This window comes from Gloeomargarita sp. (genome assembly GCF_053491055.1).
Genome location: NZ_JBRCEP010000016.1, coordinates 1 through 21,669, shown reverse-complemented (window position 1 = coordinate 21,669; position 21,669 = coordinate 1). Strand labels below are relative to the sequence as shown.

General features: G+C 56.5%; 21 protein-coding genes, 1 tRNA gene and 2 pseudogenes. 14 read left to right on the top strand and 10 right to left on the bottom strand.

Annotated features, from left to right (window positions below; genetic code table 11):
* On the bottom strand, window positions 1-70 hold a 70-nt coding region (locus ACWISF_RS01455; protein WP_448379819.1), incomplete at its 3' end, for an IS630 transposase-related protein.
* Window positions 71-461: 391 nt separating this feature from the next.
* Window positions 462-1,073: a 30S ribosomal protein S4 gene (gene rpsD / locus ACWISF_RS01450; RefSeq protein WP_448379815.1), complete on the bottom strand. Its 612-nt coding sequence runs from the start codon at window positions 1,071-1,073 to the stop codon at window positions 462-464.
* Window positions 1,074-1,208: 135 nt separating this feature from the next.
* Here rpsD and secE point away from each other — a divergent pair, with 135 nt between their 5' ends.
* The 7 genes from secE (at window position 1,209) to ACWISF_RS01415 (ending at window position 5,807) form a co-directional block, all read left to right on the top strand.
* A complete protein-coding gene (gene secE, locus ACWISF_RS01445) occupies window positions 1,209-1,424 on the top strand; it encodes a preprotein translocase subunit SecE (RefSeq protein ID WP_448379814.1) in 216 nt (71 codons plus the stop codon).
* The gene (gene nusG / locus ACWISF_RS01440) at window positions 1,421-2,050 is read left to right on the top strand and encodes a transcription termination/antitermination protein NusG (RefSeq protein WP_448379813.1); all 630 of its coding nucleotides are present in this window, start codon (window positions 1,421-1,423) and stop codon (window positions 2,048-2,050) included. The genes secE and nusG overlap by 4 nt, the downstream gene beginning before the upstream one ends.
* 26 nt (window positions 2,051-2,076) lie before the next feature.
* Window positions 2,077-2,502: a 50S ribosomal protein L11 gene (gene rplK / locus ACWISF_RS01435; protein WP_448379812.1), complete on the top strand. Its 426-nt coding sequence runs from the start codon at window positions 2,077-2,079 to the stop codon at window positions 2,500-2,502.
* A gap of 87 nt (window positions 2,503-2,589) precedes the next feature.
* The gene (gene rplA, locus ACWISF_RS01430) at window positions 2,590-3,300 is read left to right on the top strand and encodes a 50S ribosomal protein L1 (protein WP_448379811.1); all 711 of its coding nucleotides are present in this window, start codon (window positions 2,590-2,592) and stop codon (window positions 3,298-3,300) included.
* Between the two features lie 196 nt (window positions 3,301-3,496).
* Entirely contained in the window at window positions 3,497-4,069 is a 573-nt protein-coding gene (rplJ, locus tag ACWISF_RS01425; RefSeq protein ID WP_448379810.1) for a 50S ribosomal protein L10, read from the top strand.
* Window positions 4,070-4,103: 34 nt separating this feature from the next.
* Complete coding sequence (rplL, locus tag ACWISF_RS01420) at window positions 4,104-4,517, top strand: 50S ribosomal protein L7/L12 (RefSeq protein WP_448379809.1); 414 nt, start codon at window positions 4,104-4,106, stop codon at window positions 4,515-4,517.
* Window positions 4,518-4,529: 12 nt separating this feature from the next.
* Window positions 4,530-5,807: a histidine phosphatase family protein gene (locus ACWISF_RS01415; RefSeq protein WP_448379808.1), complete on the top strand. Its 1,278-nt coding sequence runs from the start codon at window positions 4,530-4,532 to the stop codon at window positions 5,805-5,807.
* 533 nt (window positions 5,808-6,340) lie between these two features.
* Here ACWISF_RS01415 and ACWISF_RS01410 read toward each other — a convergent pair.
* Window positions 6,341-6,739, bottom strand: coding sequence for a hypothetical protein (locus ACWISF_RS01410; RefSeq protein WP_448379807.1), 399 nt, complete (start codon window positions 6,737-6,739; stop codon window positions 6,341-6,343).
* Between the two features lie 143 nt (window positions 6,740-6,882).
* Here ACWISF_RS01410 and mrdA point away from each other — a divergent pair, with 143 nt between their 5' ends.
* Both mrdA and ACWISF_RS01400 read left to right on the top strand, forming a co-directional pair.
* A complete protein-coding gene (gene mrdA / locus ACWISF_RS01405; RefSeq protein WP_448379806.1) occupies window positions 6,883-8,676 on the top strand; it encodes a penicillin-binding protein 2 in 1,794 nt (597 codons plus the stop codon).
* Window positions 8,673-10,268, top strand: coding sequence for a DUF3685 domain-containing protein (locus ACWISF_RS01400; protein ID WP_448379805.1), 1,596 nt, complete (start codon window positions 8,673-8,675; stop codon window positions 10,266-10,268). Before mrdA ends, ACWISF_RS01400 begins: the two co-directional genes overlap by 4 nt.
* A gap of 6 nt (window positions 10,269-10,274) precedes the next feature.
* Here ACWISF_RS01400 and alr read toward each other — a convergent pair whose 3' ends face one another.
* From alr to ACWISF_RS01380, 4 genes and pseudogenes are all read right to left on the bottom strand, one after another.
* Complete coding sequence (gene alr, locus ACWISF_RS01395; protein ID WP_448379804.1) at window positions 10,275-11,438, bottom strand: alanine racemase; 1,164 nt, start codon at window positions 11,436-11,438, stop codon at window positions 10,275-10,277.
* 25 nt (window positions 11,439-11,463) lie between these two features.
* Window positions 11,464-12,585, bottom strand: coding sequence for a 7,8-didemethyl-8-hydroxy-5-deazariboflavin synthase subunit CofH (cofH, locus tag ACWISF_RS01390; protein WP_448379803.1), 1,122 nt, complete (start codon window positions 12,583-12,585; stop codon window positions 11,464-11,466).
* Entirely contained in the window at window positions 12,582-14,435 is a 1,854-nt protein-coding gene (locus ACWISF_RS01385) for a protein kinase domain-containing protein (protein ID WP_448379818.1), read from the bottom strand. The genes cofH and ACWISF_RS01385 overlap by 4 nt, the downstream gene beginning before the upstream one ends.
* A 12-nt stretch (window positions 14,436-14,447) precedes the next feature.
* Window positions 14,448-14,522, bottom strand: a pseudogene (locus tag ACWISF_RS01380) (4-Cys prefix domain-containing protein); the annotation flags it as partial.
* A gap of 355 nt (window positions 14,523-14,877) precedes the next feature.
* Between ACWISF_RS01380 and ACWISF_RS01375 the strand changes: the two are divergent.
* The 4 genes from ACWISF_RS01375 (at window position 14,878) to crtR (ending at window position 19,779) form a co-directional block, all read left to right on the top strand.
* Complete coding sequence (locus ACWISF_RS01375; protein ID WP_448379817.1) at window positions 14,878-16,809, top strand: ABC transporter ATP-binding protein/permease; 1,932 nt, start codon at window positions 14,878-14,880, stop codon at window positions 16,807-16,809.
* 103 nt (window positions 16,810-16,912) lie between these two features.
* Entirely contained in the window at window positions 16,913-17,689 is a 777-nt protein-coding gene (gene hisA, locus ACWISF_RS01370) for a 1-(5-phosphoribosyl)-5-[(5-phosphoribosylamino)methylideneamino]imidazole-4-carboxamide isomerase (RefSeq protein WP_448379802.1), read from the top strand.
* On the top strand, window positions 17,682-18,704 hold the full coding sequence (gene trpD, locus ACWISF_RS01365; protein ID WP_448379801.1) for an anthranilate phosphoribosyltransferase: 1,023 nt from the start codon (window positions 17,682-17,684) through the stop codon (window positions 18,702-18,704). The genes hisA and trpD overlap by 8 nt, the downstream gene beginning before the upstream one ends.
* A gap of 103 nt (window positions 18,705-18,807) precedes the next feature.
* Window positions 18,808-19,779, top strand: a complete 972-nt coding sequence (crtR, locus tag ACWISF_RS01360; RefSeq protein ID WP_448379800.1) for a beta-carotene hydroxylase — start codon at window positions 18,808-18,810, stop codon at window positions 19,777-19,779.
* Here crtR and tmk read toward each other — a convergent pair.
* Window positions 19,703-20,287: pseudogene (gene tmk, locus ACWISF_RS01355) on the bottom strand (dTMP kinase); the annotation flags it as partial. The gene crtR and the pseudogene tmk overlap by 77 nt on opposite strands.
* A 55-nt stretch (window positions 20,288-20,342) precedes the next feature.
* Here tmk and ACWISF_RS01350 point away from each other — a divergent pair.
* Window positions 20,343-20,414 (top strand) — tRNA-Cys (locus tag ACWISF_RS01350).
* Window positions 20,415-20,438: 24 nt separating this feature from the next.
* Here the strand turns inward: ACWISF_RS01350 and ACWISF_RS01345 are convergent.
* The gene (locus ACWISF_RS01345) at window positions 20,439-20,735 is read right to left on the bottom strand and encodes a hypothetical protein (RefSeq protein ID WP_448379799.1); all 297 of its coding nucleotides are present in this window, start codon (window positions 20,733-20,735) and stop codon (window positions 20,439-20,441) included.
* On the bottom strand, window positions 20,701-21,639 hold the full coding sequence (locus tag ACWISF_RS01340) for a reverse transcriptase domain-containing protein (RefSeq protein WP_448379816.1): 939 nt from the start codon (window positions 21,637-21,639) through the stop codon (window positions 20,701-20,703). The genes ACWISF_RS01345 and ACWISF_RS01340 overlap by 35 nt, the downstream gene beginning before the upstream one ends.
* Window positions 21,640-21,669: the final 30 nt, after the last annotated feature.

Genomic DNA, 21,669 nt, shown 5'->3' with positions numbered 1-21,669 from the left:
CTTTGGTGATACTATTCCCGTTCTCAATGAAACTTATCACCTTCTTCCGTAAATCCAGACTGTAACACATTCTGATTCTCCTCCTTGATGCTCACCTTCCTCCCCATCTTACACCCTCCTCTCATAAAATGTTGCATTTTCAATAAAAATGACTATATAAATTAAGGGATACAAAAAGCCTTGATTATTCTAAAAGTTCAACGTGATCGACCGACGGCAAGCGGGGTTCAACTGTATCCCATAACCACTTAAAAGACTGTATCTAAAGAAGGGGTTGTTGATGCGGTGCCGGTCTGTATGGTTTGTCAGAAGACAGATGCAGGAGAAACATCTTGTCAGGGCGTAAATGAGATTTCATACCCTTGGTGATTTTCCTAACTCTTAATGCAGCGGAAGGAACTAGGCAAGAGAGCTGACACTTGCCCATTCCTGCATCTTGAAACAGCCGTATGAGGTTGCTCTTAACCCTTGCGGGAGTAAAACTCGACAACCATCAGTTCATTGATCTGGAGTGCCACACACTGCCGCTCGACGACCCCGGTGACGCGCCCCTCCAATTTGTTCTTGTCAAATTCTAGGTGGGTGGGTAAGGTCGCCAAGCCGGGATATTCGGCATAGGCTTCCACCAATTTGCGGGAGCTTTCCCTGGGGCGAACGGTAATGACATCGCCAGGACGGCATTCGTAACTGGGGGTATAGACAGTGCGGCCATTGACCTGAATGTGCCCGTGCCCGACCAATTGCCGCGCCGCCGGAATGGTAGGCGCCATCCCCAGCCGAAAAACCGTGTTGTCCAGGCGCATCTCTAATAGCTGCAACAAAGTCTGTCCCGTGGAACCCTTGACCCGCCGGGCCTTCCGCACATACCGCAACAACTGCCGTTCCGACAGCCCGTAGTTGTAGCGCAACTTCTGCTTTTCTTCCAGCCGTTTGGCGTACTCCGACAGCTTGCGGGGGGCTTGCCCATGCTGACCCGGCGGATTGACGCGTTTGCGGGCAACCTTGCGGGTCAAACCGGGTAACTCCCCTAACCGGCGGATGATACGCACACGCGGGCCACGATAGCGAGACATAGAACCGAAATTTTAGAACGGTCTTTTATAGTAGCACGGGATTTGGGTGGGCACAAGGGGTAGCGATTGGTTCAGCCTGTGCTATCATAAACAATGCCCGAAAATAGGCGGGCATTTGCTGCCCGTTGTGTTTGCATGGAAAAGAAGGAAGCGACGGCTCCGGCGACGGCAGGTGGTCCGTTGAATTTTCTTAACGAGGTGCGCAATGAGCTGAAAAAGGTGATTTGGCCGACGCGCCAGCAGCTCATAAGCGAGTCGTTGGCGGTGATTTTGATGGTGGTGGCTTCCACCCTCATGATTTATCTTGTGGATACGTTGTTTGTGTGGTTGTCCCAGCGGCTATTCCCATGACGTACTCAGCGAACTCGGTTGAAGGGGAGGAACGGGTCGGTCGCCCCTGTTGGTATGTGGTGCAGGTGGCTTCGGGGTGCGAGCAGAAGGTCAAAAGTACCCTGGAGCAGCGCAGTCGCACTCTGGATATGACGGATCGGATTTTGCAGGTGGCAATCCCGCAGGCGCCGGTGGTACGGATTCGCAAAGACGGCAGTCGCCAGAATACGGAAGAAAAAATTTACCCTGGCTATGTTTATGTGCAGATGCTGGCGACGCGGACGCCCCAGGGCCAGTGGGAAATTGACGACGAAGCCTGGCAGTTGGTGCGCAACACCCCCCATGTGATCAACTTTGTTGGCTCGCAGCAGTGGCGGGGTAGTGGTCGAACCCATGTCAAGCCCATGCCGCTGACGGATGCGGAAGTGGAGCGGGTCTTCCAGTCGGTGGCGGTTGAGGAACCCAAGGTGAAGGTGGATATGGCGCCGGGGGATTTGATCGTGGTGATTTCTGGCCCCTTCAAGGATTTCCGCGGCGAGGTGATCGAGGTCAGCCCGGAGCGGAACAAGCTCAAGGCGCTCTTATCTATCTTTGGGCGGGAAACGCCGGTGGAATTGGAATTTAACCAAATCCAGAAAGAGAGTTAGTTTTTGCGTAAGGAACCAAACTGACGATGGCAAAGAAAGTAACGGCAGTGGTCAAACTGGCTTTACCGGCGGGGAAAGCCAACCCGGCGCCACCTGTGGGGCCTGCCCTGGGGCAACACGGGGTGAATATCATGATGTTCTGCAAGGAATACAATGCCAAAACTGCCGACAAAGTGGGCATGATTATTCCGGCGGAAATCACGATCTATGAAGACCGCAGTTTTACCTTTGTGCTGAAAACACCCCCGGCTTCGGTACTGTTGGCGAAGGCGGCTGGGGTGGCCAAGGGTTCCGGGGACCCCAAGGCGAAAAAAGTTGGTCAAATTACCCGGGCGCAACTGCGGGAAATTGCCCAGACAAAATTGCCTGACCTGAATACGGACAACATTGAGGCGGCGATGAAAACTATTGCCGGTACGGCGCGGCAAATGGGCATTACGATTGTGGATTGACAGGGTTTGGGGGGTTGTTTATAATGGATAGCTGCATTTGTTGTGGGGGAGAGGGGTGACCTCGGTTGTACCCCAAAGGAAGTCAGGATGAAGAGACAGTCCAAGCGGTTGCGGGCCTTGTTGGCCAAGGTGGAGCCGCGTCCCTACGAACCCAGTGAGGCGATTGCTCTCCTCAAGGAGACGGCAACGGCCAAGTTTCCGGAGAGTGTGGAGGCCCATGTGCGGCTGGGGATTGACCCCAAGTTCAACGACCAGCAGTTGCGGGCGACGGTGACCTTGCCCAAGGGGACGGGGCAGACGGTGCGGGTGGCGGTGATTGCGCGCGGGGAAAAGGTGGCGGAAGCGCAGGCGGCCGGGGCGGATGTCTATGGTTCGGAGGAGTTGATTGAGGAGATTGCCGGGGGGCGGTTGGATTTTGACAAGCTGATTGCCACGCCGGACATTATGCCCAAGGTGGCCAAGTTGGGGAAACTGTTGGGGCCAAAAGGGTTGATGCCGTCGCCGAAAGGGGGCACGGTGACGTTTGACCTGGCGGCGGCGATTGCCGAGTTCAAAAGGGGGAAGTTGGAGTACCGGGCGGATCGGTCGGGGATTGTTCATGTTTTGTTTGGTAAGGCCACGTTTCCGGCGGCGGACCTGTTGGTGAATCTGAAGGCGGTGCAGGAGTCGATTGACCGCAATCGTCCCCCTGGTGCCAAGGGGCGCTACTGGCGCAGTTTATTTGTGTCGGCGACGATGGGGCCGGGGATTGAGGTGGATTTTAACCTGTTGCGGGAGATGAAGCTGGCGGAAGCTTAAGGGTTTGTGGTTGGGTCGGGAAGGAGGAGGTTGCCTATCGAGCAAAACCCCCAATGCGCATGTGTGAGTAGGTGTGACCGCAGACCGCAGGTGCCTGTTGGGTAAAGTTCCTGCCGAGGTCAACAGCCGATTTGCCCGTTGGGGGTAGGTCTGCTGTGGCCCGGCGCAAAACCGGGTTTTTTGTTGGGAGTTGTGTATGGGACGGACGTTGGCGGATAAACAGGCGATTGTCGCCGAGTTGCAGGAGACCTTAAAGCGCACCCAGATGACCCTGGTGATTGACTATCAGGGGTTGACGGTGGCGGAAATGACGGATTTGCGGCGGCGGTTGCGTCCGACGGGCACCGTTTGCAAGGTCACGAAAAATACCCTGATGGGAATTGCCATTCGGGACAACCCGACGTGGCAGCCGATGGCGCGTTTTCTCAAGGGGACGACCGCGTTTTTGTTGGTGCAGGCGGATATTCCGGGGGCGGTCAAGGCCTACCAGGAATTCCAGAAAGCGACCAAAAAAACCGAACTGCGGGGCGCGGTTATGGAGGGGCAGGCCTTGGACGAGGCGGGGATTAAAGCCGTCCTCGACCTGCCCCCCAAAGAGGTGTTGATGGCCAAGGTGGCGGGGATGCTCAAAACCCTGCCTACCCAGTTGGCGACGGCGCTCCATGCGGTGCCGACCCAATTGGCAACGGGCATCAACGAAGTGCCTGCTTCCTTAGGGCGGGCGATTCAGGCGGTGGCCAAACAGAAGGAAACCGCCGGTGCGCAATGAAGGTTGGTGATGTTTGCGTTAAGGAGAAACAACCATGTCTGCAAAAACCGATGCCATTTTGGCGGAACTGAAAACCCTGACGCTGTTAGAGGCGGCGGAACTGGTCAAACAGATTGAGGAAGCCTTTGGGGTGAGTGCGGCGGCGCCGGCAGGCGGCATGATGATGGCAGCGCCGATGCCTGTAGCCGGGGCAGCACCGGCGGCACCAGCGGCGGCAGAACCGGTGGAAGAGCAAACCGAGTTCAGCGTGGTCTTGGAAGCGGTGCCCGCCGACAAGAAAATTGCCATTTTGAAGGTGGTGCGGGAATTGACGGGTTTGGGGCTAAAGGAAGCCAAGGATTTGGTGGAAGCGGCGCCCAAGGCGGTCAAGGAGGGGATTCCCAAGGAGGAGGCGGAAAAAATCAAAGCCAAACTGGTCGAAGCGGGTGCTACAGTGGCGGTGAAGTAACCCCCTGGGTCCATGCGCACCCGGATTCTCCTGACCCGTCACGGCGAAAGCACCTTCAATGTCGCATCCCGCGTCCAGGGGCGTTCGGACGGCGCTTCCTTGACCGAACGGGGGCGGGCGATGGCGGTGGCCACCGGCCAACTGCTCCAGGGGGTCGGCGTGGACCACATTTACGTCAGCCCCCTGCGCCGCGCCCAGGAAACCGCCCAGTTGTTGGGGTTGACGGGGGTGCCCCTCACCCCGACGCCCGACCTTTTGGAAATTGACCTACCGGCGTGGGAGGGGTTGACCCATGCGGAAGTGCGCACCCGGTTCCCCCAGGATTACCGCGCCTGGCGCAGCGACCCGGACCACTTTGTCATGGCGGGGCGGTATCCTGTCTTGGAATTGCTGGCGCAAGCCGCGCGGTTTTGGCAGGAAGTTTTGCCCAAACATGCCGGTCAAACCCTGCTGGTGGTGGGGCATGCCACCATCAATCGCATCCTGCTTGTGCAATTACTCGGTCTGCAACCAGCGCATTATTTTCGTTTGCAACAGAGCAATTGTGGCCTGACCGTAGTGAATTGGGAATCGGCACGGGTGCAATTGGAAGCCCTAAATTTGGTGTTTCACACCGGCAATTTATTTCCCAAATACAAGGGTGGAACGCGGATTTATTTGGTGCGGCACGGGGAAACGGATTGGAATCGTCAGGGTCAATTTCAAGGCCAGCGGGATATTCCCTTGAATGCCAATGGGCAACGACAAGCGACCCAAACGCAGCAATTACTTGCCCAGGTCGCCTTAGATTTTGCGGTGACCAGTCCCTTGCGTCGTTCCCGCCAAACCGCAGAAATGATCCTCGCTTCCCACCCAGGCGTTGCCTTGCAGGTCATGCCCGATTTGCAAGAAATCAGTCATGGGTTGTGGGAGGGCAAATTCCACGCCGAGGTCGAGGCGGAATTTCCGGGGATGTTGGCGCAATGGCACCAAACGCCGGAGCAGGTGCAAATGCCGGGGGGAGAAAATCTCAACCAGGTTTGGGAGCGGGCAGGCCGGGCTTGGCACAAGATCATTACCCAATACGAGGGGCAACAGGGAATGGTCGTCGCCCACGATGCGATTAACAAAGCAATCCTATGCCAGTTATTTCAGCTTTCACCCGCGCATTTTTGGCTCTTCAAACAGGGCAATGGGTCGGTGAGTGTGATTGATTATCCTGAGGGCGCTGGCGGCGCACCCGTTTTGCAGATGCTGAATCTCACCCGCACGGATGGCCTGTTTGACCAGACGGTGGCCGGGGCGCTGTAGGGGTGTTTTTTTTGACACTCCCACTGCCTCAAGTCGGGGGATGCTGACGCAGTCCACCAACGGATGCGCCAAGGCGTGGTCAAGACACCCCGAGACCGTTCCTTGCCACTCGCCAGGTTCCGCTTACTTACGCGCGCACCGTCCGGGTCGTTCACCGGGGTAATTGGCAGGCGACTCCAGTCGCTCAAGGACTACGTCCCGCTAACGCGAGCGGCCTTTTCCACCCCGTCGTACGGCGCTATAGCTAGGTAGGTTAAGGTTGTCGCCTTAGGATTCATGGCTACGCCATTGTGGGGCTACGCCCAGCGACTCATATCATGTCAACCTTTGTATGCTTAGCTATACCAAGCTCTTCTGCGGTGTCACCGAAACAATTGCCCTGCCGGCGTAGCCATTAGGAGTGAGCGTGAAATTTGATATTGATAATTCACGATAATTCACAGTCATTTACAGGCCACCTCCTGCGAGGGCGAGGGAACTGCCATCTCACCCCAGATAGGGGTTATCAAACCATCTAATTTGGTGCTATGGCCCTAGGATTCGTCATCTGCAAACGTACAGCGGATGCCTTTACTGCGACATAGTTTTTGAATCAGGGCTTGATGCTTGGTTTTGCCGAAAAGATGGATGCGGGGGCGGTGATGGGGGTAAGCCTGGCGATAAATTTCTACCTGGCCGATGGCCTGTTTCCATTGGCTGGCGCGCTTGACCTCAATCACTTCGGTAGGGGTGAGAATATCAATGCGGCCAAAGGCGGTCATCACTTCGGTTTGACTGCCGGGAATCCTTTGGGCCAGCCGGTCGCGCACCTGGGCTTCTAGGGAGGATTTGGCCTTGGTTGGGGCTTTGGTGACGTGCCGCACCAGCGCACCGGCCAAACGCTTGTAGCCAGGGGGCGCCAGTTTCTGAGCGAGTTCACTCCATAGATTCATCCCACCTGTTTGGCTAACCCACGCGACCGCCTTCCACTGTAGCACTTGAGGGTTGCCACCTGTCACCTCTATTCCCGCGATGAATTGATTGATAACTTATATAACTGAAATAACGTTACGTTCGTGTTTTTCCCCCATACCCGATGGTGCTGTGGCAACAGACGGTGCGTTTGCGGGAGTCCCCCTGGGCAGAAGTGGGCATTGGCCGGGGACGGCAGGCGGTGGTGCTGATGGTCGGGATCAGTTTGGTGCTGTTTGGGGGGATTGGCAGCCGCTTGGCCTATTTGCAACTGGTCAAGGGGCAAGAATACCGGCAGATGGCGGATAACAACCGCATCCGTCTGATTCCCAAACCGCCGGATCGGGGGCGGATTTTTGACCGGCAGGGACGGCTGTTGGCGGGAAGTCGGCTGTCCTATTCTGTGTTTCTCTGGCCGATTGCCCAACGCCCCCAGCAGTGGCGCCAAACCCTCACCACCCTAGCGCGGCTGCTGGACATCCCGGAAAAGGAAATGCAAAATCGGCTGGAACAGGCGGGGTACTATTCGCCCTACCTGTTGCGGTTGGCGCGGGGGATTGGCCCGGCGCAAATTACGGCGCTGCTGGAGCATAGCGACCACCTGCCAGGGGTGATTCTCAATGCCGAACCCATCCGTTCCTACCCGTATGGGGAACTGTTTGCCCATGTGTTGGGCTATACGGGGGAAATCAGCGAGCAGGAACTCAAGGCCCGCCAAGGGGAAAATTACCGCTTGGGGGATGTGATCGGCCAGATGGGGGTGGAAGCTGCCTTGGAATCCCGCCTGCGGGGCGAATGGGGGGGGCAACAGGTGGAAGTGGACGCCCGCGGGCAGGTGTTGCGTATCCTGGGTAAAAAGCCGTCGGTGGCGGGGCAGGATGTCACCTTGACGTTGGATTTGGAGCTGCAAAAGGCAGCCGCCCAAGCCTTGGGGAACCGCCGGGGGGCAGTGGTGGCCCTTGACCCCAGAGATGGGGCGGTGCGGGCGATGGTCAGCTATCCGGGCTTTGACCCCAATATCTTTTCCGGGCGGGTGACCCCCCAGCAGTGGCAGGAATTGCAGCGGCGCAATTTTCCCTTTGTGAATCGGGCATTGCAGGTTTACCCCCCGGCCAGTACGTTTAAGATTGTGACCACGACGGCAGCGTTGGAATCCGGTCGCTTTAGCCCCCATACGGTTTTACCGACCTTTCCCTTTTTGACGGTAGGCGGGATTCAGTTTTGGGACTGGAACCGGGCGGGCTTTGGGCCTTTGGATTTTGTCGGGGCGATGGCCTGGAGCAGCGATACGTTTTTTTATCAGATCGCCCTGGGGGTAAAAGAGCAAGCGATTGCCGAGTGGTCCCGCCGCTATGGGTTTGGGGAAAAAACCGGGATCGAATTGGCAGCCGAAGAGGCCAAAGGGTTGGTGCCGGATGCGGCTTGGAAATGGCAAACCCTCAAGGAACCCTGGTACGTGGGGGATACAATTAACATGTCCATCGGCCAGGGGTTTATGCAGGCTTCGCCGTTACAACTGGCGGTGATGTTTGCGGCGGTGGCCAATGGGGGGTACCGGGTGCGTCCCCATCTGTACCGGTCGCCGGGGGATACTCCCAGACGCACGCCCATTGGCCTCAAACCGACGACTTTGGCGATTCTCCGGCAGGGGTTGCGGCGGGTGGTGACCGCCGGCACCGGCACGGCCCTCAACGTCCGCCATTTACCCCCGATTGCGGGCAAAAGCGGCACGGCAGAAGACCCCCCCCGCCCCAGCCACACCTGGTTTGGCGCCTACGCTCCGGCGGATAACCCGGAACTGGTGGTGGTGGCCTTTGGGGAAAATTCCGGCGGTGGCGGGGGCAGTGTGGCCGGCCCCATAACGCTCCGGGTGCTGGAAGCCTACTTTGCCCAACAAAACAAGCAGGGTCGCCGATGACTGCACCTAGGGCGCCGCAACCGGTGATTTTGCTCAGCAGTCGGGAACCGATTTTGCGCTTGGGTCTTTCGCGCTGGTTGGAGGAACAGCAACTGGCGCAGGTGGTGACCAGCGACCAGCCGGGGGATTTGCAAACGCTGCTGGGCGAACGGTTGCAACAGACCCAGCCCCTGGTGGATTTGCTGGTGGTGGATGTGGAACCGGAGGACATTCCCCTGTGCCAATCCCTGCGCCGCCGTTACCCCCACCTGCCGATTCTGGCCTTGGGACCGCCGGTGCGCCGGGACCGCCTGCTGCAATGGCAACAACTGGGCCTGGCGGCCTACGTGGAGCGCACCACCCCGGCAACCACCCTCTGGCAATGGATGCAGGCCATTTTGGGGGGCTATTCGCCCTGGTTGCAACCGGACACCCTCACCCCCCGCTGGCGTTCCCACTTGTATCACCAGGGGTTGGCGCAGATCGAGGCGGCCCTGGCGCAATGCCAACAGTGGGCACAACGTCCCCGTCCCTGGCTGGAAACCCAGCTCATCCGGGGGCGGATGCGGGAACTCCAGGCGGCCCGCTGGCTGTTGACCTGGCTATGGCGACCAGGCGCGGTGATGGCGCCTCCCCCTGCCGTGACCCGTCCCCCCCTAGCCCTCCCGAGCAGCGAACGCCTTAGCCGAGTGCGGCAGAAATTCAACCAACCCTTGACCAACACCAGTGGTTTGCTGTTGGAAACCGACCTGCTGCGGTTTGAAAAGCAACGGGAACTCTGGAATATCATTCTCAATCGGTGGGAAGCGCTGCTGGCGGAATTGCAGGCCGCCCAGATTACCCTAGAGGAGGTCACCGCCCGCTGCCCGGAATTCGTAGAACGGCTGTGGCAGGAAGCCTTGACGGATTTTGTCGGACGGTATTACCGGATTGACGGCCAGGAGGTGCTCGATACGCTGCTGGCGCAACGGGACACGGTACGGGCGGCCATTTTGGCGAAAATTCCCCTGGTTGGCGACCTGTTGGGCTTTCACCTGTACCAGATGCCCCTGCAGATCGATGGGGTTTTGTACGCGGCCAACAGCCAAATCGCCAGCGACCACGCCGCCGTTTTGCTGGAAAATTTGGTGCTGCAGGTGGCCAACGCCGTGGTGCAACCCCTGCTCAACTGCTTTCCCCACCACGAATCCGTCAAGCAACGGTTTTATCGCCGCAACCTGCTTTCGACCCGGGAAACCGAACGGCTGCGCAACCAACTGTCCCAACGCTACCGCTGGCAACGCTACTGGGACGAACCGCGGGCGATTTTTGAAAGCCGTTATCAACTGCTGCGGATTCAAGACCAAGCGATTGTCCAGTACTCGGTGTATGCGGGGCGCACGGCGGAACTGGCGCAACTGCGGGGCATTCCCTGGCTGGTCACCCTCTGGTTGGAGTTCCAAGATGCCATAGCGCCCATCTTGCGCGCTGTGGCAAATTACCTTGGCCGCACCAGCGCCTATCTGCTCACCCGCATCATTGGCCGGGGCTTGGGTTTGATTGGCCGGGGCATTTTGCAGGGCATTGGCAGCACTTGGCAAAACAATCGCTCCCAGGAATCTTCCCAGTTGTAAGCCGCCCTATGCCACAGCACCTCCGGCTTTGGCCAGCGATTGGGGCGCCACCCGCGGTAGCCGATGCCGAAAGCCACACAAAATTTCCCAAGTGATGGTATTCAACGCCGTCGCCCAATCCTGCGCGGTGATGTGGTGGCTGCCCTCCCGACCAATGAAGGTGACCATCTGCCCCACCTGCACCTTGGGCACCGCCGTCACATCCAACATCAGTTGGTCCATCGTGATCATACCCACTTGCCGCACCCGTTGCCCGGCCACCAAAGCCGTCATGCGGTTGGACAACCCCCGCGGCACCCCGTCGGCATAGCCGATCCCCACCGTCGCCAAACGCATCGGTTGCGTCGCCACAAACCGATGTCCATAGCTCACCCCCGTCCCCGGCGCAATGTCTTTGAGCTGGGTAATGCGGGCGCGCACCTGCAACACCGGCTGCAACGGCACAATGCCTTCTAAGTGAGGTGCAGGCGCATACCCGTACAAAGCCAATCCCACCCGCACCATATCGTAATGCAATTGTTTGTCCAACAACATCCCCGCCGAATTGGCCAAATGAACCAGCGGACAGGCAATGCCCAACCGTCGCATCCCCTGGAGCACCTGGTTAAACCGCTGTTGCTGCACCCAGACAAACTGGGGGTCTGGCTCATCCGCCGTCGCCAAATGGGAATACACACTGGCCAAGCGCACAGCCGGGTTGTCGGCGACCGCCTGGAGCAGGGGAATGGCCTCCTGCCAGGGAATCCCCAACCGCGACATGCCCGTATCCACATCCACATGCACCGGCAGCACCGTCTCTTCCGCCTGCGCCACCGCAGCCAACAGCCGGAACTGCTCCCAGGTGGCCAGCGTCGGTTCCACCCGCCAGTAGCGCAACGCCTGCACCTGTTGCACCGTCTGCACCCCCCCCAGGAGTAAAATCGGGGCCGTGATGCCCGCCCGCCGCAGTTGGATGGCCTCGCCTAGGGTCGCCACCCCCAGCCAAGTCGCCCCGTGCGCCAAAACCACCTCGGCCACCGCCACCGCCCCATGCCCGTAGGCATCGGCTTTGATCACCGCCAACAACTGGGTATGGCTGCCTAGATAATCCTTAATTGCCCGCGTATTTGCCGCTAATGCCGCCGTATCAATCTCGACCCACGCCCGTTCCAGGGCATCTGGGAATACCATCCGTGCATGCCCTCACCCACCAAGCCTAGGCTACCAGTTCCACGCCAGGCTGACAAGGCTGATACAAGGTGGTGCGCTGCCAAGAGGGACGACCAATCCTGGCAATTGCCGCCTGCAATTCCGCCACCGTTTTGCTTGTACCCCCTTGCGCCCCCGCCATTGTGGTAATGTGCTCCTCCATCAAAGTACCGCCAATGTCATCACACCCCCACTGCAGGGCCTGCACCGCCCCCCCTAACCCCAACTTCACCCAACTGGGCTGGTGATGCTTGACCCACCGCCCCAAAAACAACCGCGCCACCGCCGTTAAGCGCAGCGTCGCCAGGACATCCGGTTGGCTGCGTCCCACCCGTCGCCGCAGCGCTGCAGGTGCCTGCGCCCCCACAAACGGCAGCAGGATAAATTCCGTCAACCCCCCTGTGCGTTTTTGTAACTCCCGCAGCCGGTGTAAATGGCGTATCTGCTGGGCCGGGGTTTCCACATGGCCGCAGAGCATGGTACTGGTGGTGGGAATTCCCATCTGGTGGGCCTGGGCGACAATCCCCAGCCAGGTGGCCGTATCAATTTTTTCCGGGCAGATCACCCGCCGTACCCGGTCGTCCAAGACTTCCGCCGCCGTGCCAGGTAGGGAGTCCACCCCGGCTGCCTGTAAGCTGGCGAGGACATAGGCAGGACTGACCCCATCTTGGCGGCTGATGAAATGAATTTCCTGGGGCGAAAAAGCGTGCAGATGGATGCTCGGAGCCGTGGTTTTGATCGTGGTGACCAACTCCCGGTAATAAGCCAGCGCACTGCCCTGGCGTTGGGCGTAGGGATTGAGGCCCCCTTGCACACAGATTTCCGTCGCCCCTTGCGCTACGGCTGCGCGCACCTTGGCCGCCACCTGTTCCATCGTTAACCAAAAACTCCCTGGCTGGTGGGCATCCCGCCGAAAAGCGCAAAAGCCGCAGTGTTGGGCGCAGATATTGGTGAAATTGAGATTGCAGTTGACCACATAGCTGACCGGTTCCCCCACCAAATTCCGGCGCAGGTCGTCGGCAGCCTGCTGGAGCCAGGTCAACGGGTAGGGTTCGGTCAGCAGCAGATACCCTTGCGCTGGCGTAATCTCCTCGCCCTGCGCCGCCCGCGTCAAAATCTCTAGGATCATGGGCGTCGCCAAATCCTGATGGAATTGTCCCGGCTCCCGGAAATGAGAAATTGCCCATCGGGGGTGAAGGCCAAACTGGTGACCTGCTTGGTATGTCCCTTGAGGGTATCCCGCTGTTGGCGCAACACCATATCCCAGGTCTGAATCAAACCATCCTGGTTGCCGCTGACCAAAATGTTCCCCCGCGGCGCAAACGCCAGGGCACTCACCGCAGTTTTTTGCTCCGGGAACGAATGCACCTGCTCCCCCTTGTTGAAATCCCACAGGTGAATCAGCCGGTTTTCATTCCCCGTGGCGATCCATTGGCTATCGGGGCTGACCACCACCGCATTAAACCCATTGTCCCCAAACCGAAACGGCTCGCTGATGGTGCGCAGGGAACGGCCATTGCTCGCCTCCCAAATCACCAACGTATTGTCCCACCCCCCGCTGACCAACAAAAACCCATCCGGCGTAAAACACAACCCCCGCACATAACTGCTGTGGCCCGTGAGCGTACACAGACATTTGCCGCTACTTAATTCCCAAATCCGAATCGTTTTATCCTCGCTGCCACTGGCCACAAAGCGCCCGTTGGGACTGACTGCCAGCGCACAAATGGGACTGCTGTGCTTGGCAAACATTCCCCCAAAGGTCTGGGTAATTTTCCCTTTGCCCACATCCCACAGCCGCAGCGTGCGGTCTTCGCAGCCACCGACAACAGACTGCCCATCCGGCGTAAATTGCACCGCCATAATCGGCGCCGTGTAGGTATGGGACCACAGGGTAGTGACCGTCAAATGCTCCTGCCCGCTCAGTTGCCACACCCGCAAAATCCCGTCTTTCCCGGCAGCAGCAATCAAGGTTCCCCCCCCTGGGGCCTCCGCCGTCGCCACTGCCGTAATCCAGTTGCTGTACGGCCCCAACGTACACACACATTCCCAGCTGGGCGCCGCCACCTGGCTGACCGTAGCGCTTTTTTGCCGTTGGGGAAAATTCAACACCAACTTAGAAGGTGTCGGGCGAGCGGCTGGCTGCAAGCGGGAGGGGTTGGCCAGCCCCAGGCGACTGACCTGGTTTAGTGCCTCCAAATCCCGCCGCACCTCCGCCGCCGACTGGTAGCGTTTGCGGGTCGCCCGTTCCAACAAGCGGTTCAAAATCTGGGCCAACCCTGGACTCACCGGCTCAGCCACGTAATCCTGCCAGACCCAGCCATCCTGGGACATATCGTACAGTTCCAGGGGCGAACGCCCGGTCATCAGGTGCACACAGGTCACCCCCAAGCTGTACAAATCGCTGACAAATTCCGCCTTGCCCACCATTTGCTCCGGGGCGGTAAACCCAGCACTGCTAATAATCGTGCGTAAACTGGACATGGAAGTACTCGGCGCGAACTTGGCCGCCCCAAAATCCACCAGATAGAGCCTGCCATTGGCCCGACTGCGAATCACATTTTCCGGTTTAATATCCCGGTGAATCACATGGTGGTTATGCACAAACTCCAACACCGGCACCAAATCCCGCAAGAATTGCAGCGCCTTGGCCTCGTTAAACGGCCCGTAGAGTTGCAACTCCTGCGCCAAATTATTCCCGTCAATATATTCCTGAATAATGTACTGACGTTTGTCCTGCTCAAAGTAGGCGTACAGGTTGGGGATTTGGTCGTGGTGCCCCAGTTCATCCAGCCGCAGTGCCTCCCGGTGAAAAAGCTCCGAAGCCTTGGCGTAGGACTGGGCATCCATCTCCATCGGCAAAAACTGTTTGACCACACACTTGGGTTTCGAGGGTTTATCCTCATCCACCGCCAAAAAGGTGCGCCCAAACCCCCCCTGCCCCAAGGGACGCAACGGTCGGTAACGATTTTGCAACACTAGGCTACTGCCGCAGGCTTGACAAATTAAAGCGTCAGGGGGATTGTGTCCGGGTCGAGGACAATCGGGGTTAAGGCAGTAGCTCATGGACGCCAGCCGCCAGCAAAGGCATCTAAGTATTCACATTATTTCTTAATCCATGTCATTCTGTCCATGGTGGGGCCATAGGGCTGGGGCAGCAGCAAGCGCCGGTTGTGTTCTGTCCCCTCTGAACCATTTTCACAATTTTTAGGGATTTTCGGGAGTGCGCAACGCAGGGAAGGGGTTGGCGACACAAACAGGTGGTATCTTCCCCCGGAGACAGGCCGTGCGGTCAGGGGAGGCCCGATTTAGGCTATACTCGACAGGATTTGTGTTGTGGGTGGGGTGGACTGCCGTGACCAGTGGCACAACGACAACACCGCAGTTTAACTTTGACCGCCAGTTGTGGCGTCGGTTTACAATGGTTGCCCAACCTTACTTTTATCCTTTGGGTAGAAGGTCTTTCTCCATTTTTGTAGCTTTACTAGCATTATCTTTTTACTTTTCTTTCTCTCTCCTGTTTTTTCTAACCTGTAGTGTTGTTTTAACTGGTTATAATTTTAACGCTGCGTTCACTAATCGAATTGCACCTGGACTTGCGGATAAACTGGTTAGCCTTTTGCAGTCACCTTTTGCAATCATCACAGGATTGGGCATTGTTATTCCTATTCTAACGTTTGGTCTATTATTTGAGAATCTACGTTCTCGCTGGAGACAATGGAGTTTATTAACTATCTTGCTTTTTTTATCTTTGTCGGTCAGCGGTCTTAATGTTGTAATTAGCTATGTAAGTAATTTTTTTCAAACAGCATTATCAGAGAGGAATCAACCGCAATTTTGGACTTTTCTGTTTGTATATGCTGGGGTTTTTGTTGTAGGTACTCCCATTGTCGTAATTTACGAATACGTCCAGCAAAAACTTGGACTTTTGTGGCGAGAATGGTTGACGAATTTATTTTTGAACAACTATCTTGCAAATCGTGCATATTATGAATTGGATTCCAACTCTTCTCACACAGAAATTGATAATCCCGATCAGCGAATTACCCAGGATGTAGCCTCTTTTACTCGTGTAACTCTATCCTTCCTTTTAATCATTCTTCGCTCAATTATTGATTTAATTTCGTTTACAGGAATTTTATTCTCTATTTCCAAATCATTGACTTTTGGTCTGATCATATATGCAACAGCCGCAACAATTATCACAGTATTTTTCGGCAAGAAACTAATAGGTTTAAACTTTGCACAACTCCGCCTAGAAGCTGATTTTCGGTATAGCTTAGTTCATGTTCGTGACAATGCAGAATCTATTGCTTTCTACCAGGGTGAGTCGCAAGAAAAACAGAGTATTAATAGACGCTTCCGCCGTGTGCTTGCCAACTTTGATTTTTTAATTAAATGGCAAAGAAATCTCGCTTACTTCACAACAGGTTACAACTACCTTACTATGATTATACCAGCACTTATTTTGGCTCCCCGTTACTTTGCTGGGCAACTGAGGTTTGGTGACATTACCCAGGGTGGATTTGCGTTTAGACAGGTACTTGATTCGGTGTCTTTAATCATCAATCAAATTGAGGGTATTACTGCCTTTGCCGCTAGTATCAATCGCCTGGGGGAATTTTATGAGATTTTGCAGGAACCCAGAAAAAACGTCCATCAAGAAAATCAAATTCAAATCCAAACTGCCCAGCAATTGAGCATCCAAAAAATGACGTTGTTCACGCCTAATTTGGAGCAGGAATTGGTGCGGGATTTGACGGTGAATTTAGCCCCGGATGAACGGCTGTTGATTGTGGGGGCAAGTGGTGTGGGGAAAAGCTCGATTCTGCGAGCGGTAGCGGGTTTGTGGCGCAATGGGGCGGGGATTGTGGTGCGCCCCGATATTCGCGAAATGCTCTTTTTGCCCCAACGGCCCTACATGGTGCTGGGCACCTTGCGCGAGCAATTGCTGTACCCTGCCAATGACGAAACCATTACGAATGAGCAACTGCAAAAGGTGTTGGACCGGGTGAATTTGGGCTATTTAACCGACCGGTTTAATTGGGAGGAAATTCTCGATTGGCCGATGGTGTTGTCTTTGGGGGAACAGCAGCGGTTGGCCTTTGCCCGGCTGTTTTTATCCCAACCCCGTTACGCTCTTTTAGATGAGGCGACCAGTGCTTTGGATGTGACCAATGAACGGCATTTATATCAGCAATTGCAACAGACATCAGTGGTGTATTTGAGTGTGGGACACCGGCCAACCTTGGTGGATTATCACCAAAAGGTGTTGGAACTCATGGGTGGGGGCGCATGGCAGATGTGGACGGCGGCAGAGTACCGGGCCAAATTGGCGCAGATGGTGGGCTAAGAGGTTTTCATCCTGTGCAAAAAATGGGCCAGAAGGGGATTCCCGCAGGGGAAAAATCGGTTAATTTATCAGTGGGGGGAACAGGAATGAGTATCTAGTGCCTATGGATGTGATTCCGGCGATTGATTTGCTCGATGGGCAATGTGTCCGGCTGGTGCAGGGGGATTATGCCCGGTCGGAAGTGTTTAGCAGTGACCCGGTACGTATGGCGCAGGCGTGGGTGGCGCACGGAGCCAAGCGGTTGCACGTGGTGGATTTGAACGGGGCAAGGACGGGCATCCCGCACCATCTGGAGGTGATTCGCCGGATCATTCAAGCGGTGGATATTCCGGTGCAGGTAGGCGGCGGCATTCGGGAAACGGCGACGGTGGCACAGTTGGTGGACCTGGGGGCCGACCGGGTGATTGTGGGGACGGTGGCGGTGAAACAACCGCACCTGTGTCGGCAGTGGTGCGCGGAATTTCCTGGGAAAATTTGGGTGAGTGTGGATGCCCGCCAGGGACAGGTGGCGGTGGCGGGCTGGCAGGAACCGACGGGGATGGCGATGGATGCCCTGGTGCAGGATTGGCTGGATGGGGGGGTGGCCGGATTGATCTATACGGCGATTGAGCGGGATGGGACCCTGACCGGGCCGGATATGGACGGACTGCGGGGTCTGTTGGCGCAGGTATCGGTGCCGGTGTTGGCCTCCGGGGGGGTCGGCGCGATGACGGATTTGCTCGCGCTGTTGGCTTTGGAACCCCTGGGGCTAGCGGGGGTGATCATCGGCAAGGCGCTGTACACGGGGGATATTGACCTGCGCCACGCTTTGCAGGCGGTGGGGCCGGGACGTTGGCAGGATGTGCCCCCAGCCGATGACCTGGGCACGATCTATGTCTGAGGAAACCACTCTTGGGCCTGCCCTACTCCAGCAATTACTCGACCGGGAACCCCTGACGCCGGAGCAAGCCAAGGCGTTGATGCGGGCCTGGTTGCACGCAGAACTGCCGCCAGCCTTGGCAGGGGGAATCTTGGTGGCGCTGCAGGCCAAGGGGGTGACGGCGGCCGAGTTGGCAGCGATGGCCCAGGCGGTGCAGGACCAGGCGGTGGCCGCTGATTTGAGCGCAATACCCCCTTGTTTGGATACCTGTGGCACGGGGGGCGATGGGGCAGGAACCTTTAATATCTCAACGGCGGTGGCGTTGGTGGCGGCGGCGGCGGGGGTGCCGGTGGCCAAACATGGGAATCGGTCGGCGTCCGGTCGGGTCGGCTCAGCAGACGTGCTCGAAGCTCTGGGGGTGCGCCTGCATCCGGGGGTAGAACGGGCGGTGGCCATGCTCCGGGAGGTGGGGATTACGTTTCTGTTTGCGCCTGGCTGGCATCCGGCGATGAAGGCGGTGGCGGGTCTGCGGCAAACCTTGAAAATTCGCACGGTGTTTAACCTGATTGGCCCGCTGGTGAATCCCTTGCGCCCTTGTTACCAGGTGGTGGGGGTCTATCAGGCAGAACTGGTGCCGGTAATGGCCGCGGCATTACAGCAGTTGGGGCGCAGGCAGGCGGTGGTGTTGCATGGTCGGGAAGGGCTGGATGAAGCGGGGTTGGGCGACTGTACCGATATGATGTTGGGGGAAGAACGGCAAACCCTTGACCCGCAGACCTGGGGCTTGACCCCTGCCCCCCTGACGGCCTTGGCGGGGGGAGACGTGCGAGACAATGCCGCCATTTTAGCCAACGTTCTGCAAGGCCGGGGGACAACGGCCCAACGGGATGTGGTGGCGCTCAACAGCGGCATTGCCCTTTGGACGGCAGAGCGAACCGACAGCATCGGCGCCGGGATCGCCCTGGCCCAGGACATTCTCGCCAGCGGCGCTGCCTGGGAGAAATTGCAACAACTGGTGCGGGTAAGCCAAGCCTGAAAGCCGCAGCACAAATTAACAAAAATTTACTTTGCTTCTCATTCTGTCGTATAGTGAACAATGGGGTTGTGGTTACCCTGTTGTTTTGGAGGAGTTGAGATTCATGGTTGCGACCCCGGTGTTGCGCCTACCGCCAAAGGAGTTTCTGGTTGCGCCCCCAACGCTGGTGAACCCGACGGTCGGGTTGTTTGTGCTATCGGTGGGGTTGTTGGTGACGAGTACCTTGGGGTATTGGTGTTGGGGGTGGTGGGCACCGGTCTGTTTTACATGCAACGTGTTGGCGCTGCATTTGGCGGGGACGGTGATCCACGATGCCTCCCACCAGGCGGCCCACCGCAACCCTTGGGTCAATGCGGCTTTGGGGCATGTGAGTGCCCTGATTTTGGGGTTTACGTTTCCGGTATTTACGCGGGTGCATATTCAGCACCATGCCCACGTCAACGACCCGGAAAATGACCCGGATCATTTTGTGTCCACAGGGGGGCCATTGTGGTTGATTGCCGCCCGATTCTTCTATCACGAAATCTATTTTTTTCAACGCCGTCTGTGGCAAAAGAATGATTTGTGGGAATGGGGCATTAGCCGTTTGCTTGTTGCCGGGATCATTGGGCTGGCCTGCTACTACGGTTTTTTGGGATATATTATGAATTTTTGGTTTTCCCCGGCTTTGGTGGTGGGTTTGGCCCTGGGTTTGTTTTTTGATTATTTGCCGCACCGTCCGTTTCGGGACCGGGGTCGCTGGACCAATGCGCGGGTGTATCCCAGCCGGATTTGGAACTGGTTGATTTTGGGGCAAAACTATCATTTGATTCACCACCTGTGGCCTTCGATTCCCTGGTATCACTACCAACGGGTTTACTACTTAATGCAACCGACGTTGACGGCCCACGGTTCCCCCCAGACCCTAGGCTTACTGGAACCCAAGAGTTTTTGGGGATTTATTTACGACCTATTTATTGGCATCCGTTGGCACCGGGAAAGCGCGCCGCCACCGCCCGACAAATCTGCTGAAACACCTGGTCAACCGGCAATTCCGCCGCAATCCGCACCAGACGTTCCGGGTGCTGAGTACTGAGGTATTGATACCCTTGGCGCACCCGCTCGTGAAACGCCAGGGATTCCTGTTCCATCTCGTCCAAAGCCCCCCGTCCCTGGGCGCGAGCCAACCCTACCGCCACCGGCACATCCAACCACAGGGTCAAATCCGGAGTCAAACCCTCGGTCGCCACCTGATTCATCTGGTCAATCAACGTCATATCCAGCCCCCGTCCCCAACCTTGGTAAGCCACCGTGGAATCTATGTAGCGGTCACAGAGGACAACTTTATTGCTTTGTAGTGCCGGTTTAAGTACTTGGGTTACATGGGCAGCCCGGTCAGCGGCGTAGAGGAGAAGTTCTGTGCGTTGGGGCAGGGTGTGCTGGAGCAGGAGTTGGCGCAGGGATTGTCCGACAGGCGTCCCCCCCGGCTCATGGGTAACCAGCACGTCATGTCCTTTTTGGGTCAACCAATCCGCGAGTAATCGGGTTTGGGTAGTCTTGCCCGCACCTTCGATGCCTTCGAGCGAGATGAACCAACCGGTCATGGGGGCCATCAGGACAAGAGCCATCATGCTAATATATCCGAATGAGGGGTGCAATGGCGGCATAGCCAAGTGGTAAGGCAGAGGTCTGCAAAACCTTTATTCCCCAGTTCGAATCTGGGTGCCGCCTTTTTGATGCCAATCCTTGAGATACCTACCCAAGCGGGTCTTCACTGCAGCCTTCTCCCCAATTCCCCAAGAAAAAAGTTCTCAAACCTAGGCAGGAAGGTAGTGCCATCCAAATAAGGTTGTTTATTATTACAATTTTATTACAATTAGTGCCATGCCTTCCCAAAGGAATGGATGCCATTCCTGACAATAGGCTTTCTGAGTAACGCATTTCAAACAAGTTTGTGACATTTGGTTTTACCTGCAAATGACTTACATCACCTGCTGGCTTTTGCGGGTGACGCAATTCATCGCCCCATGCTGACAAGGTAGGAAAACTCATCAAGGAACCGTTGGTAAATCGGGGATGATTTGCCTTTGACTAAACCAACGTACTCAATCTTCCCACGTAAAATCTGCTTAAACTTGGCAAAACTCTCGTAGTAGATGGGGTGATTGGATTTACTTCTCACAGATAGTATTTTTTGTGGGCCGTACTTACGCCACGCATGGAGCATCGCGCGAATTTGCCGCACATAGCGACGGTCAACATTGGGAAATTCATTCGTAGTTAACCCCGTTACTTCTTGATGGTGTCCCCGCTTCTGTAATCTCACTTTTTCATCATTGATCAAAAAACCGCTACTTTCGATAATGTGACGCAGGGGTTCACCAATTTGAATGATAATTCCTGTCTCTGTGGCAACCTCAATTGCTAAATCCGCCGGAAACTTTGGCATATTGGTAGAAAATGTCAAATCATCCGCATAGCGGGTGTAGGTGCATTGGTTTTTGTGCGCCAACTGCTGTAACCACCTATCCATCTGGGCGCACAGCATATTGGTAATGACCGGCGAAGTTGGCGCACCCTGGGGTAGCTGATTGTTATGACAACAAATTTGCGCCAGTACAGTGGCGACAGGTTCGGGTAAGTGATAGGGAGACCCCATAAACATTCCCCGCACGCGCCCGAAATTAATCGAGGGGAAAAAGTCTTTCAAGTCCAGATTCAAAACATAACGTCGCTTCACGTGCGGTTGAGCATTGCTGACGATATTGCGGCCAGGGACAAACCCATGCACCGATGGTTTTGGCTCATATACCGCCTGCAAAACACGATTGAGTCGGCGCTGAATTAGTTTTAAGGCGGTCACGGGTGCGGCAATGGTGCGCGTTCCCCCTGCGCGTTTGGGAATTTCAAAAGTGATATAGCGATGTTTTGGAGGTACGCGGTAGATGAGATGCACCAAATGGTCATCGCTCACCTGCAACAAACG

What these genes read in the sequence shown, in the direction of transcription:
- secE (WP_448379814.1), top strand. Translation starts at nt 1,209, where the DNA reads ATGGAAAAGAAGGAAGCGACGGCTCCGGCGACGGCAGGTGGTCCGTTG.
- rplL (WP_448379809.1), top strand. Translation starts at nt 4,104, where the DNA reads ATGTCTGCAAAAACCGATGCCATTTTGGCGGAACTGAAAACCCTGACG.
- rplK (WP_448379812.1), top strand. Translation starts at nt 2,077, where the DNA reads ATGGCAAAGAAAGTAACGGCAGTGGTCAAACTGGCTTTACCGGCGGGG.
- cofH (WP_448379803.1), bottom strand. Translation starts at nt 12,585, where the DNA reads ATGATCCTAGAGATTTTGACGCGGGCGGCGCAGGGCGAGGAGATTACG.
- ACWISF_RS01415 (WP_448379808.1), top strand. Translation starts at nt 4,530, where the DNA reads ATGCGCACCCGGATTCTCCTGACCCGTCACGGCGAAAGCACCTTCAAT.
- alr (WP_448379804.1), bottom strand. Translation starts at nt 11,438, where the DNA reads ATGGTATTCCCAGATGCCCTGGAACGGGCGTGGGTCGAGATTGATACG.
- ACWISF_RS01345 (WP_448379799.1), bottom strand. Translation starts at nt 20,735, where the DNA reads ATGAGTTTTCCTACCTTGTCAGCATGGGGCGATGAATTGCGTCACCCG.
- hisA (WP_448379802.1), top strand. Translation starts at nt 16,913, where the DNA reads ATGGATGTGATTCCGGCGATTGATTTGCTCGATGGGCAATGTGTCCGG.
- mrdA (WP_448379806.1), top strand. Translation starts at nt 6,883, where the DNA reads ATGGTGCTGTGGCAACAGACGGTGCGTTTGCGGGAGTCCCCCTGGGCA.
- ACWISF_RS01410 (WP_448379807.1), bottom strand. Translation starts at nt 6,739, where the DNA reads ATGAATCTATGGAGTGAACTCGCTCAGAAACTGGCGCCCCCTGGCTAC.
- rpsD (WP_448379815.1), bottom strand. Translation starts at nt 1,073, where the DNA reads ATGTCTCGCTATCGTGGCCCGCGTGTGCGTATCATCCGCCGGTTAGGG.
- crtR (WP_448379800.1), top strand. Translation starts at nt 18,808, where the DNA reads ATGGTTGCGACCCCGGTGTTGCGCCTACCGCCAAAGGAGTTTCTGGTT.
- ACWISF_RS01400 (WP_448379805.1), top strand. Translation starts at nt 8,673, where the DNA reads ATGACTGCACCTAGGGCGCCGCAACCGGTGATTTTGCTCAGCAGTCGG.
- rplA (WP_448379811.1), top strand. Translation starts at nt 2,590, where the DNA reads ATGAAGAGACAGTCCAAGCGGTTGCGGGCCTTGTTGGCCAAGGTGGAG.
- ACWISF_RS01375 (WP_448379817.1), top strand. Translation starts at nt 14,878, where the DNA reads ATGGTTGCCCAACCTTACTTTTATCCTTTGGGTAGAAGGTCTTTCTCC.
- rplJ (WP_448379810.1), top strand. Translation starts at nt 3,497, where the DNA reads ATGGGACGGACGTTGGCGGATAAACAGGCGATTGTCGCCGAGTTGCAG.
- trpD (WP_448379801.1), top strand. Translation starts at nt 17,682, where the DNA reads ATGTCTGAGGAAACCACTCTTGGGCCTGCCCTACTCCAGCAATTACTC.
- nusG (WP_448379813.1), top strand. Translation starts at nt 1,421, where the DNA reads ATGACGTACTCAGCGAACTCGGTTGAAGGGGAGGAACGGGTCGGTCGC.